This is a genomic window from Bacillus alkalisoli (assembly GCF_002797415.1).
Classification (GTDB): domain Bacteria; phylum Bacillota; class Bacilli; order Bacillales; family Bacillaceae_I; genus Bacillus_CD; species Bacillus_CD alkalisoli.
Genome location: NZ_KZ454944.1, coordinates 3476867 through 3493883 on the forward strand (window position 1 = coordinate 3476867; position 17017 = coordinate 3493883).

A 17017-nucleotide genomic window follows, 5' to 3' on the forward strand; every position below is an offset into this window, starting at 1 on the left:
GGAAGGAAAATGAGTAAAATAGTATAAAAAAAGTGAATGAAGATACCATATTAAGCTAAACCTAAGCAGATAAAAAATTTTTGGAGGAAATTATATGCCAGAAAAATCAGCAATTACGTCATCTGAATTAGGTGTATTATGGCTTACGTATCAAGAAAAGACAATGATTTTACGTATGTTAGAATATTTTATAGAGCAAGCCGATGACGAAAAAGCCAAGACTATTATGAATAATCTATATGGAGAGATAGCCCCTTATGTTGGTACTATTATAGAAATTTTTCAAAATGAAGGGGCGGTCATCCCAGTTGGCTTCATAGCTGAGGATGTCAACAAAGAGGTGCCGAAATTATATGATAATGGTTTTGACATCATGTTTGTTCGCCTATTGAAACAAATTAGTACGGGGCTTCACGCATTAAATATGACGATGACTTATCGAGAAGATATTATACTGATGGTGAACGAGCTAGCTGCCATTACGCAAAAGTATTACAACCTTTGTACACAATATTTACTTGAAAAAGGATTACTTGTTAAATCTCCTCATGTTTCTATGCCAAAATCAGTTGAATTTGTGAAAGATAAGCATTATTTGACTGGACACTCCGTTAGTCCGTTTAGCGAAAAACGTTCATTAAATACAGTGGAAGTTGCGCATCTTCATCATTCGATTGAATCAAATATTACGGGTCTTCAAATGATTATAGGTTTTGCTCAATGTGCAAATGAAAAAGAAGTAAAAACCTTCTTTAATGAGGGTGCTGAACTTGCTAAAAGTATGATAAAGGAATTTAGTGAAGTCTTGCTTGAAAACGGGACACAAGTTTCTCAAACAGCAGGTGGCAATGCAACTCGTTCAACAATACCACCCTTTTCCGATAAGTTGATGATGTATTGCACGAGTCTTTTTTGTAGTTTTTCGATGGGAAGTGGCTCATTAGGGACTGCTTTGAGTTTACGAAATGATTTGCCACCTAAACTGGCGATTTTTATGAAAGATGTATTTGAATATGCTCATAAAGGTGCAAAAATTATGATTAAAAATGGTTGGATGGAAGAACCACCTCAAACAGAAGAACGCAATCATCTGTTGAAGTGAGTGATGGAGGATGAAGGAGTATAGAAAGCCTAAAAAACATGAAGCCTTATTATGGAATATAGCTTTACCAGGGTTCGGTCAGTTTCTAAATAACTTTTCAGCTCTTCAACTATCGCGTGGCGTTAGTTAAAGAATCAAATATAATCAAAGGACTTAGAGAACTGAAAATTTCTAAGTCCTTTTTGTTGTGAATTATACTGTGAAATGCAATGTGAAAGTGATGTGATAGCTATTGTGAATTGCCTTGCGATTTCCTGTTTTGCACCTCTGAAAATAGTAGTTGGTTTTTAATATCTTTGATAAAAATACAACCATTTTCCATTGGCCGTCCGTATCCAACTTCAACATTCCATTCGTGCCTATAGTTTTAATGGTCATTTCCGTAAATTGATCACCCTGTGTTACATTCGTCATTTCTACTGTTGCGTATTCAATTTCAACGCCATCTAAGATTTCATAATTTCTAACAATAATGACAGAAGATATCTAGGTGGTAATTCAATTGCTTCACCACCAAATAATAACTCACCATTTTCATAAATCACTGTATCTTGTGTTACTTCATCATAGTTACCGCAAATAAGAACGATTCCCTTCCATTTGTAACCTTGATTCATTAATACTGACATGGAAGGTCCCCCTAATTACTCTTTGGAATCTACTAATCCAACTTTTTTCATACCTTCTTGCACGTACTTATTTTTCATCATTGTCTCCCAAACAAAGTCTGATCGATAATTTTCTATCATTAGTAACGTGATACCTTTATCAATCCCTAAACTATCCTCTGCATACCAATGAGGTGTTAAATCTAAGTTAAAAGCTCCTTTAAGGCCGTGTTCTCCCCATAATTCTGGGAAGTTCTCATAATAGTTTTCTAAAGCCGCGATGGACTCTTCCGGAGTAAATACAATTGAACCAGCTGCACCAGCTGTCGCGATTGTTCCGTCTGTGAAATGTGCCGTGTTGTCATAACCAGAAGGAGATGAACCATATAAACCTTCATAACCTTTTGGACCGTCACTTGCTGTTAATCCCCACGCATTTGGACCAAATGTTTCAAACCTGTCCATATTATCAATAGAAAATTGTCTGCTCGCAATGGATGCAATGACAGAGTTTTCGAACCAGTCTACTCCCTCTCTATCCACTTTCCCTCGTAAGTCAAACCAAGCATGAGAAAACTGATACGTAAAGATAGAACCGAACCAAGAATGAATAAATGGCTCCCCATCTCCATACGCTTGCTCATGTCGGATAAAATCATAAAAAGTCTCTTCATTTACTGGATGTGTAGGAGATGCAACCGCAAGAAAATAAAGCATTAGCTGTTCAGCATAAAAATCCCAAGCTCCAGAGAATCCATCTTCTGGTGTGTAAGACATGTAAAACATATTACGGTCTGGATTTAAATACCATTCCCAGTTTACTTGCTTATAAAGTTCGTCTGCTTTTTTCTTAATGTCACCTTTAAAATATTCCCCAGCTTGTAGGGCACCGCTTACTAAAATGGCAGTATCAATAATGGACACTTCACTTTTTCCAGCTCGTTTTGCGGTGTTCATATTTAAGAAGTGATAATATACTCCATTAATATGTTCAGCGTTATTAAGCATCGTATCGAGCGTACCGTTTACGCGCTCTTCGGCTTCTTCTTTTGTAATCCAACCTCTTTCCGCTCCAATCGTAATGGCTGTTAAGCCAAAACCGACTGATGCAATACTAGATAATGTTGGATTACCTGGAGCTCTGTCACGAATTAAGCCGTAACCCGGGCTATTATGATCAACATTTGCTTCGTTCCAAAAAAATTCAAAGCTTTTTTGGCTTTCTAATTCTAAAATTTCTGGTTCATCTTTATTTATTTTTACGGAATCATCTTTATTTGCTATAAAATTAACTGCAGCTGCAACCGTGAAAATAATGACAAGAGCAGCAATAGATCCTATTATTAGTGCTTGTTTTTTTGTTTTCATGTATTTATCTCCAGATTCATTTATTTTTTTAAACTCTGTTAAATACCGCAGATGATTTCCGCGCAAGTCTCCGCTTTCCGCGGGCGGGCCGGGAGCCTCCTCATCGCATTCGCGACTGCGGGGTCTCCCGCTCCCCGCTTCTCCCGCAGGAGTCTCCGACTTGCACGGAAATCATCTGCTAGAGAGGTTTTTAAAATCAGCAATATACTTTAACACAGCCCAATTATGTTCATTCAATAAATAGGATTGAAACGTTTCAACCCTATAAACAATTGAAGTCAGCAACCTAGATTGCTGACTATTTTCTTAATATTTACTCTCCGGTTATACCTGAGCGATCGATACCTTCTACGAACCATTTTTGAGTTAAGAAGTACACAACTAAAAGTGGTAAGATCGTTAGCATGGTACCTGCCATTCTTATACCTTCGTTGATGTTATTATCTGCTCCACCTTCTGCTCCTGAGTACAACTGATTGTACGTGGCAACGAATTTATTCAATTCTAGTGGTAATGTTGTTAATGAGTTACCAAAGTATAGAGCAGCTAAATAAGTTTCATTCCAATACCATACGAAAGAGAATAAGAATGAAATGATGAAAGCTGGCACCGCCATTGGAATTGCGATAGTGAAGAATATGCGGAAATATCCAGCACCGTCCAACTGAGCTGCTTCTTCTAAAGATTTCGGTATCATTCTAAAGAACTGATAAAAGATTAAAATGAATATAGCACTATTGATTCCTTGCCCTAACACAGCCGGAATAAAGAATGATTGAATGTTTCCTAGAATGCCTAGTTCATTAAAGAATACATATCTAGGGATCATTGTTAATTGCGGCGGTATGATAAATGTTGCTAAAACGAATACAAACAACGTTTTCTTAAATGGAAACTCAAATCTTGCGAAACCATATCCAATTACTGCCGCAACAGCAGTCTGTGCTACAGCAGGTAGAACTGTTACATACAATGTCTGAACTAATGTCGGAAGGAATTTTAGGACGTCATTGGCTCTTCCATAGTTGTCTAAATAAATCTGTGTCGGAATCCAATTTACTAGAGGATTTAGGATGTCCGATAGTGACTTTAAGCTATATGATCCCATATATAATAAAGGGTATAAATAAACAAAGCCAATTCCTATTAATAGGATGTATACGAAAGCCTTTAAAATCAGTCCAGTTTGCCCTCTATGACCGAGGAAAAATCGTAAAACCGAACTGCTAGCATGACTTATTTTTTCCTTATACTCTAATACTTTGCTTGCCACTATAATCCCTCCTTATCCATATTTTCTGTTCACTCTCATTGTAAGTAACCCTACACTTAACGATAATATGACCGCAATTACTAAGAAATAAATCCAAGCAAGTGCAGATGCATAACCTAATCCTGTATTAATGTTGAACATATTGACTTGAATATGATCAATAACTGGATTTAAAGCAAATATTGAATACATAACAATCGTGTAAATCGTATTAACGATGACCATTGGCATCAGGCTTGGTAGTGTTACTTTCCAGAAACATTCCCAATTAGAAGCACCATCAATTTTTGCCGCTTCATAAATTTGCTTATCCATCTTTTGTAATCCAGCTAAGAAAATTAAAATTTGTACACCTGAGAACCAAAGAATGAAAATAAGGTTATCCATTAAATAAATAACAATCGTATTTAAAAAACCTTCCGTCCCCGACATCATCATTGCAAAAATCGCATATTCCTCAATGGAAGGGATGGAAGTAACTCCTTGTTCCATTAACTCCCTCATAACAGGTCCACTGGCAATAATAACTGGTAAGAAAAATATTGTTCGGAAAAACCCTTTAAATCGAATCGGCATATTTAAAAGTAACGCGATGATTAAAGAGAAAACAATAATAATTGGAACAGAAAGTACTAACTCCTGTATGAATGTTAATATTTTTTGTGTAAAAACTGCATCTACAGCGAATGCATATTCAAAGTTTGAAAACTTTACAAAATCAGTTTGAATCCCCTCTGTTGTAACCCTCACCTTTTGAAAGCTTAAAAAGAGGGAATAAAATACCGGAAATGCCGTTAGTAGAGCAAAGCCAATTAGCCAGGGGGAAATAAATGCAAGGCCAATCAAACTTTTTTTCGTTTTCATCGAAAGGTTTTTCATGATGTCTTATCCCCCTTGTTCATGACCTGAAAACCAGATGCCTCTACTTGAAACCCTTCTGTCACAAACGGTTGATCCGTATAGTTGACAATGATAGATACTCCGTTTGAGTAGGTCACTTCCACTACACCTTTTTGGTGAACATAACGACTTTCAATCGTAGCACCTTCCACTTGACCAAGACTTTCCTGAACAAGTTCATACTGTCTTACAATTTCACTTTCCCATACAGAAAATTGTGACGTATATAAATCTCTTGAAGGTGTATTCATCAATAAATGAGATGGTTCCGTTGTTAAATAGAACGATGGGTTTGCACCATATTCTATCATTCTTAACACTTCTTCATCCCTATTAAAGTGGAAGTTTGAAAACGGAGCGTAATATGGTACATATCCCTTTAATACAATTTGCAAAAACGGAACCGTATCCGTTACAAAACTAAAATTAGAAGAATACATTGGAATATCGTAGTAACGCCCTGTCTCTGACCATAAATAATCATTCGGCTTATATAAAGATAAAGGCCCAAGCTCTTCTGATAATAATTGATGCATTTCTGTATAGACAGTTACATTGTCGGAACGATTCGTTGTTCTTCTAGAATTGAAATCAGAAAATAACATGCTAGCTGTTGAATCAATTGCTATGTTAGAAATACCTAGTTTTTCGTATTCTTTCATGTCGTTTTGTGCCATTTCAAGAGAAACTGACGGACTTAATAAATAGTAGTCTCTGTCATACCTTTTAAATTGCATCGTTTCTCCATTTATTTTTCTAGCTACATCCGTGCTTCCAGAATAACCAGAAGCCCCTCTAAACGCCTTTGTATAATCTGTGTAGAAAGAAAGATCAATTTCTTTTCCTTCTAAAGTGTTAATAGCATCTTCAAAGTCAGAAGTACTACCTAATTTCTTTTCGATTGGGAACTTTTTCGGTAAGGTACCAGTTAACCCACCTTTTGACCATCCACGATAAACAACATTCATTTTATCTACATTTTGTTGTTGAAGCTTATCGATATATGTTGGCAAGTCATTAATACTAGTCATTTCAACAATGGTATCCCATATTAATCCTTTTTTCACTTCGCCGCCTAAAAATTCTAATCGTACATCCGCACGGTCTTCATTTTTCGCGAGCTTTCCAGATTCGACTAAATAGTCTTGATAGTATTTAGCCATTCCTACATAATCAGCATCCTCGTCCGCTAAAAATGCAATTCTTTGTTGAATATCGAACTGATTTCTTTCATTTTGATACGTTCTATAACCGCTCATACTTCTACTAGTTGGTTGGAAGTATTGGTAACGATAATGATACTCAGAATAAATCCAGTTGAAATCTGTCGATACACCAGCTGGATATGCGACAAGTTCGCTATTAAAGCTTCCGCTTTCAATAATCGTGAATAATCCATGTTGTTTTGCCCCGTGTACGAGTCCAAATACTGGCATCGAAATTTTTTCTGGTGGGCTTATATCATTGTTTGGGTCAGAGACTACTTGAGAATAGCCTTCATCTTTTCCGTAAACAAATGCTTGATAAGGTGAATTAGCACTTGTACGTTCACCAAATCTCATTAAGGCTCCACTACCATCCGGGATAAACATGTATCCATCTATTGTTTTGGATTCGACTGCTCCTAAGAACGGGTAAAGACGCATAGATACTAACTTCACTTTTCCGTCTTCGGTTAGTTTTTCCTCAGGAACATAAACCACAATGGAATCTTCTTCTAATGTAACTTGTAATTGAAAAGCAATACCTGCATTTTTATATTCAATATCTGCCGTAAAGCCATTCTCTATATATTGCATATTAGGCTTAATGTTGTTGGAGATAAGGTCTTCGCTCGCTTCCTTATTTTTATCATCTACGTACGTAATGGTCACAGCAGAATTCGCCATATTTCTCCATCTTGTATTTAAACGATAATCTCCATCTTCCTCTAAACCTGAGTTCCAAACATAGCCAGTTCTTTGATCCATTATTTTCAAAGCTAGAGAATCAGGATGAACATATAGTGCTAATGTTGAATTTTGAGCAACCTGTTCAAAGCCATCCATGCTTGTTTCTACTTCAATAGGAGAAACATCTCTCTCTGGCTTTGTAAACTGATTGGAGGAATATCGGAACGTCTGTTTAGAAAGCTCCTCTTGTACTTCCGTCACTTCTGTTTCTGGTTCTTCATTAGATAAGGACGTCGCAATAACTTGTATTGGGAATATCAGAACAATTAGTAGCAATATCCATTTCTTAGACACGAAGAATCACCTCCTGAATGATCGATAGTACAAAGTCATAAACTTGGTCAAGTAAAACATAGATTACAAAGAATACAAGAACGATTATTAGCATCGTAAAAATTGTTACAAGTATATTACGGATCGTCTCGAAGAACGTAAAATTATGAATCTCTTGAATCATTATGAATAGTATAATCGCAGACCATACCGTAATAATCTGCATGGAGAACGTGTAAATAAACGATTCGTTTATTGTTAATGCATTGGACACGATGGCAATTGGGACTAAGAATAAAATAACTGGAACTAAGGAATAAATGGTTCCAATATAAATATCTTTAAATCTCCCTTCTCCATCTGTTATCGTACTAACTAAATAGTTAGCAGTGATAAATAAGAAGATAGGAACAAACAGTGTACCTATTTCCATAAATAGATTAATGTCGACTAGACTTCTATTGGAGAATAAGAAACCAGTCCAATAGATCTTCATTAAGTATTCTATAAATAAAATAATGTATAGAATCGTTGCAGCTAAAACCGAGACCTTATTCGCCCTCTTTATATAGTAGAAACTATCAATTGGATGTTTCATAAACTTAAGGATGAATAAAAGCTCCGATATTAGCTTTTGGTTTTTCACTTTTGTTAAAATGTCTTTCGCCGGTTGAAGGATGCCTTTCTTCTTATCGACAAATTTCACAGCAGACCATAAAATAAATAGCCCTACAAGTAGTAAAAAAACTTTACTTAAATTTTGTTGCATCCAGCTTTGACGAATTTCCCAATACGCGTCTGAATAGCCAACTTTATTTTCTGCTAATCTAAATTCTTCTAATGCCTCATCGTATTGTTGTTGTTTATAGAAGGCTTGGCCCATTGCAGTATGCGCTAAGCCAAAGGATGAGTTCAAATTTAATATTTCTGTCCAATTATCTTGGCTTTCCACATAAAAACCTTCTGCATATAAAGCGAGACCTTCATGTAGCTTTGCCGTAAAATCGGTTGGCTCAAAAATCTGAACCGTACCTTTTTCTTTATCTGCAATATATAATCTACCTAGGTTATCCACCTCTATACTAGTAGGCTGCATGAAAAGACCATTACGATTCGTTTCATCTTCTCTCCCACCAAATATAAATAGTAGATTTCCGAATCGATCATATTCATAAATTTTTCCATCATTACCGATTGTATAAATGTTTCCGATATGACCAATCGTAAGATCACGTAAGTTGCTAACTTCTGTAATAGCAGAAGGTAACATATTGGATCCAGCGATATTTAACTTTCGAATTACTTCCCAGTCTGTACCAGAAGTGATTGTATAAATTAATCCTTTTTCATCAATCGTGATGTTCGTAGGTGCAGGAGGAACCTTCATGAATAAATTTGCTTTTTGATTTTGTGTTGTAATTAAATCTTGCAAGAATGTTAAAAGTGATGGACGAGAGTTATTTACTCCGTAAAACCCTAGGAACGAACCATCTTGATTTATTTGAATGATACCGTTCGTCGATCCTTCACTAATAATGTAAATATTTCCGCGTAAATCTACAGAAACTTTTTGAGGTTTAAAAGTTGTCCTCTTTCCGAATAAAGGAGAGTCAGGACGCCCGTATTCCATAACGAGCTCCCCACTTTCTGAAAATCGAAACACTTTTTCGGCCGCATAATCGGCTACATACACATCATTCTCATGATTTACAAACACGCCTAAAGGCTGCTGAAGGATTCCTTCACCAAATTTCAATAATTCATTTCCTTGTTCATCAAACTTTGTTACGGATTGTGTACCAGAATCAGCAATGTATATATAGTCATTTTCATCGATAAAGACATGTTCTGGAGATACAATCTCTGCATCATTTTCAAATATTCCGATTGGAACATATGCTGTTTGCGTTTCGATAACATTTCCATCAGCCGATAAAGTTTCTGTCTTATACGGAACAGAACCGGCTGCAGAGGAATGTATGGGAAACAAACCTATTAACAGAAGGCAAAACACCACGATGAACGTTTTCCTCATTTCCCTTCCTCCTAACATTACTTAATACCTGAATGTGCCATTGTGTTCATTACCTTACTTTGTAAGAAAATGAAAATAACTAAGTTCGGAATAAACATGATTAACGATGCCGCAGCTGACATCCCTTGACCTGCTACAGAGTTACCAGTATCTGATGCTAATGTTGACATAAAGAAGGCAAATGTCTTTAAGTTTTCATCATTAACGTATAGGACAGATGTTTCTGCGTTATTCCAAACCATTTGGAATGAAAGAATCGCAATGGTCGCAATCGCAGGTTTTACTAAAGGTACGATAATGGTGGCGAATATACGGAAATCGGAAGCGCCATCCATTTGAGCTGCCTCTATTAATTCATTTGGTATTTGATCAATAAATTGCTTCACTAAGAAGAGGCCTACTGGCATTGCAAGTAAAGGAAAAATGTGAACAAAAAATGTATCAAGTAAGCCAACCTCTTCAATTAATAAATAACGTGGTATTCCTACTGCAGCTGGCACAAACATTAAAGCAAGTGTATTTATTTCAAAGATTGTCTTCTTTAATTTAAATCTTTTTTTAGAAAGAACATAACCTGCCATCGTACTAATTAAAACTGTAAGGAAAACTACTACTGAAGTTACTACAATACTATTAAACAAGTATCTCGATATCGGAACACCTGTTGCATTTGTAAGTGAAAACAAATCAGCAAAGTTTTGCATTGTCGGTTTTTCTGCAAAAAACCTTGGTGGATAAGCAAATAACTCATCTAAAGGTTTAAATGCGTGAGATATGATAAAGATTATTGGTAAAACCATAAATATCGCTAAAGGAATAAGAAAAAGATAAAATTTCAATTGACTTCGATGATATTTATCTGGATTTAACTTCGTCCCATGAAATGAAGACATACTCAGCTCCTCCTAATAAAGAAATTGGATGACATATAGATAATGGATTAGTCTTTTTCTGAAAATAACTTACTGGCAATTTTCGCAAAAAAGTAAATAAATAGTAATAACAATACAGAAATTGCCGCAGCATATCCCATTTCATAACGAATAAAACCAAAGTCTTCTAAATGGTTAACCATAAGTTGTCCGGAATATTGCGGAGTAGGGTTCGCTCCTGATAATTCAACCCCGATTGCTCCAGCTTGGAATGTTCCAACAATTGCCATTACGGCGCCGAAGAACATTTGCGGTTTCATCGAGGGAATCGTGATATAGATGATTTCCTGGAATCGATTACTTATTCCATCGATATAACCAGCCTCAAATACTTCCTTGTTAATATTTAAGACTCCAGATAGCATCGCTAAAAATCCAACACCCATGCTTCCCCATAAAGTTACCACAATCATAATTGTCATAAGATGTTCTGGTGATTGAAGGAATTGAATAGGTTCATAGATCATACCCATTCTAATTAAAAGGTTATTTAAGTATCCAAATTCGTCACCACTAAAAATGATTTTCCACACCACTCCCATGGCAACACCAGCTGTCATGGAAGGGGAGAAAATTATTAAGGCAAGAATGGTTCTTGGTAGCTTTGGAATTTGTGCCAGTGTCCAAGCTAGGATAAAGGCAAGAATGTATCCTCCTGGTCCTACTATAAATGCAAATATCAATGTATTAGGTAGTACGTATTGCATAAAGATATGGTCTTGCGTTAATAAATTGACATAGTTTAAAAATCCTACAAACGTTGGCATTTGGATTGCGTTAAAGTACGTAAACGATAATGCAATGGCCACTACTACTGGGATAATAATAAACGTAAAAAACAGAATCATATAAGGGGCCAGAAATATGGATGTACTTAAATGCTGATTATTTTTCATTATCTGTTCCTAGCCACCTTTCCACTTTCTCAATCGTTGGAATCGTATATGGTTTGACCACTTTCCCATTTTCCATATAACCAAATTCCTCTAACTTACGTCTCATTTCTCGATCAATCGTAATTACAGAGTCATCCACTGCGGAGCGAATATTTTCTCCATCGAAGACAACCTTGTTCCATACATTACTTATTTCACGTTCTACCATATAAGAGTACGGTGTTTTCGGTACTTCTCTTAAATGTTCCCATTGTTCTAATATCGTAGCTTTAAACTCGTCTGGCCAAGGTAATCTGTTAAATGCATGTAAATTCGCTGTGTTCCACATATACTCTGGACCGTAAAGTGTTTGTAAGCTTCTTGCATACTCAACTTGAGTCTCTGTAGACATCCACCACTTCAATACTTCCCAAGCTTCTTCTTTTAAGTCACCTTCAAAAATCATAGAAGCTTGAGCGGAACCAGTCGCCCATCTAGCTACTGAGCCGTCTTCCTGTTTTACTCCAGGGTGAAGGGAAATATCCCACCAACCAGAAATTTCAGGCGCTGCTGCTGTTAGCTGAACATACTCCGAAAATGTTCCAATACCAATTGGCAATGTGGAATATCTAAAGTGATTATAGAAGTTCGGAACTTGTAATGGTGTACTATAAATCGTATTTAACTCTGTCATGAATTGTATTCCACGTAACGCTTCTTCACTGTCAATCAAAGTGCCAATTCCATCTTCTTTGTATAAATCTCCACCAAATTGATAAATATATGGTGCTGTTGTTTGGAATGGTTTGAAGGCTACTGCACCAGCTATTGGTGTATAGTAGTTCAGTCCGTAGCGTTGAAGCTCTGGTAGAATACTAACAACGTCATCCCACGTATCTGGAACAGGTATATTTAAAGAATCTAAAATATCTTTTCGGTAAAACTGGACGAAGAAATCCTGTGTTTCTGGAAGAGCATATACCGAATCTTCTACGATTAGCGGTAAGAAAGCTCCAGGTGAAAACTGCTGTCCTACAGTTGCAAACTCATCAAACTGCCTTAAATCAACAGCTGCTCCACGAATTGCTAATTCATAAGGTAGCCAGTTACTTATACCTAATGCTAAGTCAGGCTGGCTATTCGCAGCACTTGCAAGAATAAGTTTATTTTCACTAGGCATTAATGAAAGTTTTACTTTAATTCCTGTCTCTGGCGTGAATTTTTGATCTAACATATGTTGAAGAAGGTCTACGAATTGCCTTGGACGGTTCACCCAAACTTCTACTGTTCCTTCTTCTACATTAGAAACTGCCATGTTATCTTGCGTGAAAGAATAGTAGAAATTCACGATAGAATCTTTCGCTCTAGCAAAAAAGCTTGCATTCGCTTTAGGTAACTCTTCTTCCCCATGTACATATATACGATCTAATAAAAGTGGCTGCTTTTGTAAGTCAATCATTAGATTTCCTAATAATTGTGCAGCTGAATTAGACCCTTCAGAAAGTTCCGACAGTCGGAACGGAATTTCATCTGGTTTATTTGCCAAAGCTTTTAGCTTGTCCACACTTATTCTTAATGAAACACTCTCTGTAGATTCCTTACCTCCACTAATTTCATTTAAATAAGTTCTTTCTTGTTCTAAAAGGTCTGCCCATTCTAATAATGATTCTTCAATTCCCGGAATGTATTCACTAATATTCCAATCTCTATTTTGATCGAGCTGATTACCAGTTAACTTTCGAATGGAAAGTGATAGTTGTTCGATACCTTTCATGATGTCTTCTACTGTAAAAATAACTCTTCCAAAAGGAGAAGCATCTGCCTTTAACGTAAGTGTGTTCGTCCCCTTATTCAAATAGAATTTATAAGGTTCGCCAGATTCATCACTAAACGTTTCGTTGTACCATTTTTTGCTGTTATCAAATCGATACTGTTCTACCTCTTGGAAAGGAATAGTTCCGTTCACAAGAAGAGTTCGGAATACGGGTGCTCCCGTTTGTTTATTTTGAAATGCTTTAAAAGAAAGATGATAATACCCCTCTTCTTCTGCATTAATTTCCCAAGTCACTGTATCCCCTGAAACACTCCAAGATTCACCACCAAATGAGTTTAGGAGAGATCGTTTCGTATCGTATGGATATACGGAGATACTATTTACTGCAAAAGGTCGTATATAAGAACTGTTTTTCTTTAAAGGATGTTCCGCCTCTATTGTGTAAAGTGTAGACACAACATCTTGATTTGATTCACCAATATATTCTTGATAAGTTGGTACTTGCTTTAGTGAAGTGATATAAGCATTTCCTACTAACATTTCACCTTTAAGATTCGATAAGGAAATTGTATTTTTCCCTGCTTCTAAATAAAACTTAAGCGGTCGTGCATGAAAATGTTTAGCATCTGTCGCTTTCATTTGATACCAGCGTTCAATAGGTTTTTGGTTTGGTACTATTTCATTGTTATAACGATCAAGTTCAAATTTATTTACTTCATTTTCCCAATCAACAGGAAAAACAATACGTCTACTTTCAAAATATGGAAATTCCCCATTTACTTTAATTGCACCTTCTATTGGCATAATTAAATCACCAAGCGGATAATAATCGAATCCGATTTCATATAACCCAGATTGATTGACTTCCACTTCAAAACTTACGGTTTGTTCATTATCCCAATAGACTACACTATTATTGTAGCCATAGCTTTTTGCTGCTTGTACTAGCTGAAGTTCATCTATATTTTCAAATGAAATAGGAGAGATAGCACGCTCAAAAAGAGCAGTGCTACCTAGATTATTATTCTCCCATTCGTTGAGGACAAGACGATAATGAGGCTCTATTAATTGTTCGGTCGATTGCTCGATTAGATCCCCAGTCTCAGCATGAATAGTTGTATGTGGCATCAATAAAAGTAAAAGTAACGACCCTAATAAAGCCTTATATTTCATGTCTGTACCTCCCTCAACTTTCATAAAACACTAATTTAGTGCGTCAGCACCTTCTTGTAACTTTTGGTTCGCTAAATCGTTTAATTGAGAAATGTAATCTTCAATTTTCACTTCTCCTCTTACACTTGCATCAATTAACTGCCCGATACTTGCATTTGGAATTTCTGCATTTAACTGCACACCTGTTGGTGCATTCCAACGTGCATCAATATAACCAGGTACAATTTTCGGTAAGTTAGCAACACCGTTATCGATGTAATTGTAAGCTTCTAAAATCCCAGGTACATCTAATCTTGAAAAGAATTCATCTAATACTTCTTGGTCTGTAGAAATTGGTAAGTTGTTTATTTTCTCTCCATTTGCATCTGCAACTGCTAAACGCTTCATGAATCCTTCTTTACCATAAGTCATGTATTTCGTGAAAAGGTAAGCTTCTTCCGCATGCTTTGTAGATTTAGAAATTCCCATGAAGTCATTTACTACTACCGTTCTTCCACCAGGGATACCAACAAAGTCCCAGTTAAAGTCAGATTGCTCAGCCATCCAACCGATTGACCAACTTCCATCGAAGAAGAAACCAACATTACCTTGATTCCATACTTCTGTTGCATTTTCACCATTGAAGTTTGCTTTTTGTGCATCTGATAACCCTTCATCCCATACATAGTTGTTAGAAACGATACTATTCGCAAAGTTAATTCCACGAATAAATTCATTGCTGTTTAAGTTAACTTGACCATCGTTGAATGTGTAAATTCCCATGTTATCATTTGCAGCAGCTGGATACCATTCAATAATGGAGAATGGTTGGTTTAAACCAATAACCCCATTAGAAATATCAGTAACACTACGAATTGCATCAGAAAACTCATCAATGGACATTCCGTATTCTGGAGCATCTAGGTTTTGTCTATCGTAAAGATCTTTGTTCACATAGTAGCCTAAGAAATGCTGTCCAGATGGAAGCGCGATTACTTTATCATCATGGTATAATACATCTTTAACGGATTCAGAGATACTATCAAAATCAGCGTCACCCGCAACGATTTCACTTAAGTCATATAACCACTCGTTTTGGATTGCTACAGGAATATCTGCTATTTCAAATACATCTGGAAGATTTCCAGCACTTGCAGCAGTTGCTAAAGAGTCATTCCAAGGATCTGCGATTGATTCATCAATTTCAATTTTGATATGTGGATAATCTTCCATAAAAGCTTGAATCATTTGTCTTTCTAAGTTGTTATCTTCTTCCGTACCAAATCTCCAGCTTGCAACTTTAAGCGTTACTTCTTCCTTACTGTCTGTTACGTTGTCGTTTTTATTTTTGTCTGTTGTGGAATTATCTGTATTGTTTGATGAACATCCCACAATAAACGCAGTTAGAAATAAAACTGTGATTAATAAAGTTAACTTTTTCATCTGAAAATCCCCTTTTCATTTAATATTTATTATTAACCTACTGGCTAACAATTGAGTCAAAGGCCAAGTTGTTCAAAAGTTTCAACTAGATTTTGAGTAAGAAGAGTACGTGAACTTCACCCAAATAATCAATTGAATCGTTTCAATAGAAGGCCGTAAAAAACATCACTTACTAAAAATCGAATGGTTCCTCCTATTTTAAGTAACGTGATGCATTTTAGTCTGGCTAGAAAATGTAGTAAACGCTTACGTTCGCAATTTCAAAGTATTATAATACCTTTAGCTTGACGAACGTTGTACGAATTCGATTGGTACTTCTGGTAAATCAGAATCATATTGCTTGTCCAACATTTCAAATAATGTTTTGGCTGCAATTTCTCCCCATAGTTTCTTTTGAATACGAACCGTTGATAGAGGAGGGTTAGCATATTGGGCCAGCGCGATATCATCAAAACCTACAATTGCTACATCATTTGGTACATGGAAGCCATTTTGCTGTAAAGCCTTAATGGCACCTATTGCCATCTCATCATTTGCACTAACAAATGCTGTCGGCATATCATCTTTATTTTCTTCGATATGTTTCTCCATTGCTAACAGACCGCTAATTTCTGTAAAGTCTGCTCGAATAAGATCTTGTTCATGGAAAGATAACTGTTTAGCTGTTAACGATTCTTTAAATCCTTCTAAACGTTTTTCTCCATCATACGAATTTGTATGTCCACCAATGAAACCAATTCTTTTATGCCCTTTTTCTACAAGGTGATTAACAGCTAAAGCCATCCCAGCCTTGTTTTGTAGGATTACATTATGAATGAATTTGTTTTCAATTTCGCGATCTAATGTTACGATAGGTAATTTCTCGCTGGCAAGATTGTCGATTAGTTGGTCATCTAAATGGAAATTCAAAATAATTGCCCCATCCACATAGCTCTCAACTAGCAATCTATGTTTTTGGTTTGATGCAGAAACAACCATTTCGTATCCATTTTTTATAACTACATCCTGAACACCTTCTAAAATTTCGTTGAAAAATGGACCGGTAAAACCACTTAAGAAAAATCCGATGATTTCACTTTTATTTTTCTTGAGGTTTTTAGCATTAGCGTTCGGACGGTATCCAATCTTTTGTGCAGCTTGGAGAACTCTTTCTCTCGTTTCTTTTGTAATTAATGTACTTCCATTAATTGCGTAAGATGCGGTGGATACACTAACATTTGCTTCTCTTGCGACATCTTTTAAAGTAGGCAATTTTCCTTCATTCCTTTAAGCTTAAGTAGAATTAGAAGTTGATCGTAATCCCCCTTGGATTATTTTTTTCTAAATTTGA

General features: G+C 36.1%; 12 protein-coding genes. 1 reads left to right on the top strand and 11 read right to left on the bottom strand.

Annotation, left to right across the window (positions count from 1 at the left end; translation table 11 throughout):
• The first annotated feature begins 94 nt into the window (after window positions 1-94).
• Window positions 95-1102: a DUF3231 family protein gene (locus CDZ89_RS17410; RefSeq protein ID WP_100334094.1), complete on the top strand. Its 1008-nt coding sequence runs from the start codon at window positions 95-97 to the stop codon at window positions 1100-1102.
• Between the two features lie 446 nt (window positions 1103-1548).
• On the opposite strand, the gene CDZ89_RS17415 is transcribed toward CDZ89_RS17410, so the two are convergent.
• The 11 genes from CDZ89_RS17415 to CDZ89_RS17465 all read right to left on the bottom strand — a co-directional run bounded on the left by CDZ89_RS17415 (window position 1549) and on the right by CDZ89_RS17465 (window position 16938).
• Window positions 1549-1731, bottom strand: coding sequence for a hypothetical protein (locus tag CDZ89_RS17415; RefSeq protein ID WP_096155657.1), 183 nt, complete (start codon window positions 1729-1731; stop codon window positions 1549-1551).
• Between the two features lie 15 nt (window positions 1732-1746).
• Window positions 1747-3078: a glucoamylase family protein gene (locus CDZ89_RS17420; RefSeq protein WP_100334095.1), complete on the bottom strand. Its 1332-nt coding sequence runs from the start codon at window positions 3076-3078 to the stop codon at window positions 1747-1749.
• A gap of 313 nt (window positions 3079-3391) precedes the next feature.
• The gene (locus CDZ89_RS17425; RefSeq protein ID WP_227521545.1) at window positions 3392-4351 is read right to left on the bottom strand and encodes a carbohydrate ABC transporter permease; all 960 of its coding nucleotides are present in this window, start codon (window positions 4349-4351) and stop codon (window positions 3392-3394) included.
• Between the two features lie 12 nt (window positions 4352-4363).
• Entirely contained in the window at window positions 4364-5230 is an 867-nt protein-coding gene (locus CDZ89_RS17430; RefSeq protein WP_096155659.1) for a carbohydrate ABC transporter permease, read from the bottom strand.
• Window positions 5227-7497, bottom strand: a complete 2271-nt coding sequence (locus CDZ89_RS17435; protein ID WP_100334096.1) for a DUF5696 domain-containing protein — start codon at window positions 7495-7497, stop codon at window positions 5227-5229. The genes CDZ89_RS17430 and CDZ89_RS17435 overlap by 4 nt, the downstream gene beginning before the upstream one ends.
• Window positions 7490-9511, bottom strand: coding sequence for a YIP1 family protein (locus CDZ89_RS17440; protein ID WP_157842782.1), 2022 nt, complete (start codon window positions 9509-9511; stop codon window positions 7490-7492). The genes CDZ89_RS17435 and CDZ89_RS17440 overlap by 8 nt, the downstream gene beginning before the upstream one ends.
• A gap of 17 nt (window positions 9512-9528) precedes the next feature.
• Entirely contained in the window at window positions 9529-10404 is an 876-nt protein-coding gene (locus CDZ89_RS17445; RefSeq protein ID WP_096155662.1) for a carbohydrate ABC transporter permease, read from the bottom strand.
• Window positions 10405-10451: 47 nt separating this feature from the next.
• The gene (locus tag CDZ89_RS17450; RefSeq protein WP_096155663.1) at window positions 10452-11339 is read right to left on the bottom strand and encodes a carbohydrate ABC transporter permease; all 888 of its coding nucleotides are present in this window, start codon (window positions 11337-11339) and stop codon (window positions 10452-10454) included.
• On the bottom strand, window positions 11329-14265 hold the full coding sequence (locus CDZ89_RS17455) for an extracellular solute-binding protein (RefSeq protein ID WP_100334098.1): 2937 nt from the start codon (window positions 14263-14265) through the stop codon (window positions 11329-11331). Before CDZ89_RS17455 ends, CDZ89_RS17450 begins: the two co-directional genes overlap by 11 nt.
• Window positions 14266-14295: 30 nt before the next feature.
• On the bottom strand, window positions 14296-15687 hold the full coding sequence (locus tag CDZ89_RS17460) for an ABC transporter substrate-binding protein (protein ID WP_100334099.1): 1392 nt from the start codon (window positions 15685-15687) through the stop codon (window positions 14296-14298).
• Between the two features lie 279 nt (window positions 15688-15966).
• Window positions 15967-16938 carry a LacI family DNA-binding transcriptional regulator gene (locus CDZ89_RS17465; protein ID WP_096155666.1) on the bottom strand — a complete coding sequence of 324 codons (972 nt, stop codon included), beginning with the start codon at window positions 16936-16938 and terminating at the stop codon, window positions 15967-15969.
• Between the last annotated feature and the right edge of the window lie 79 nt (window positions 16939-17017).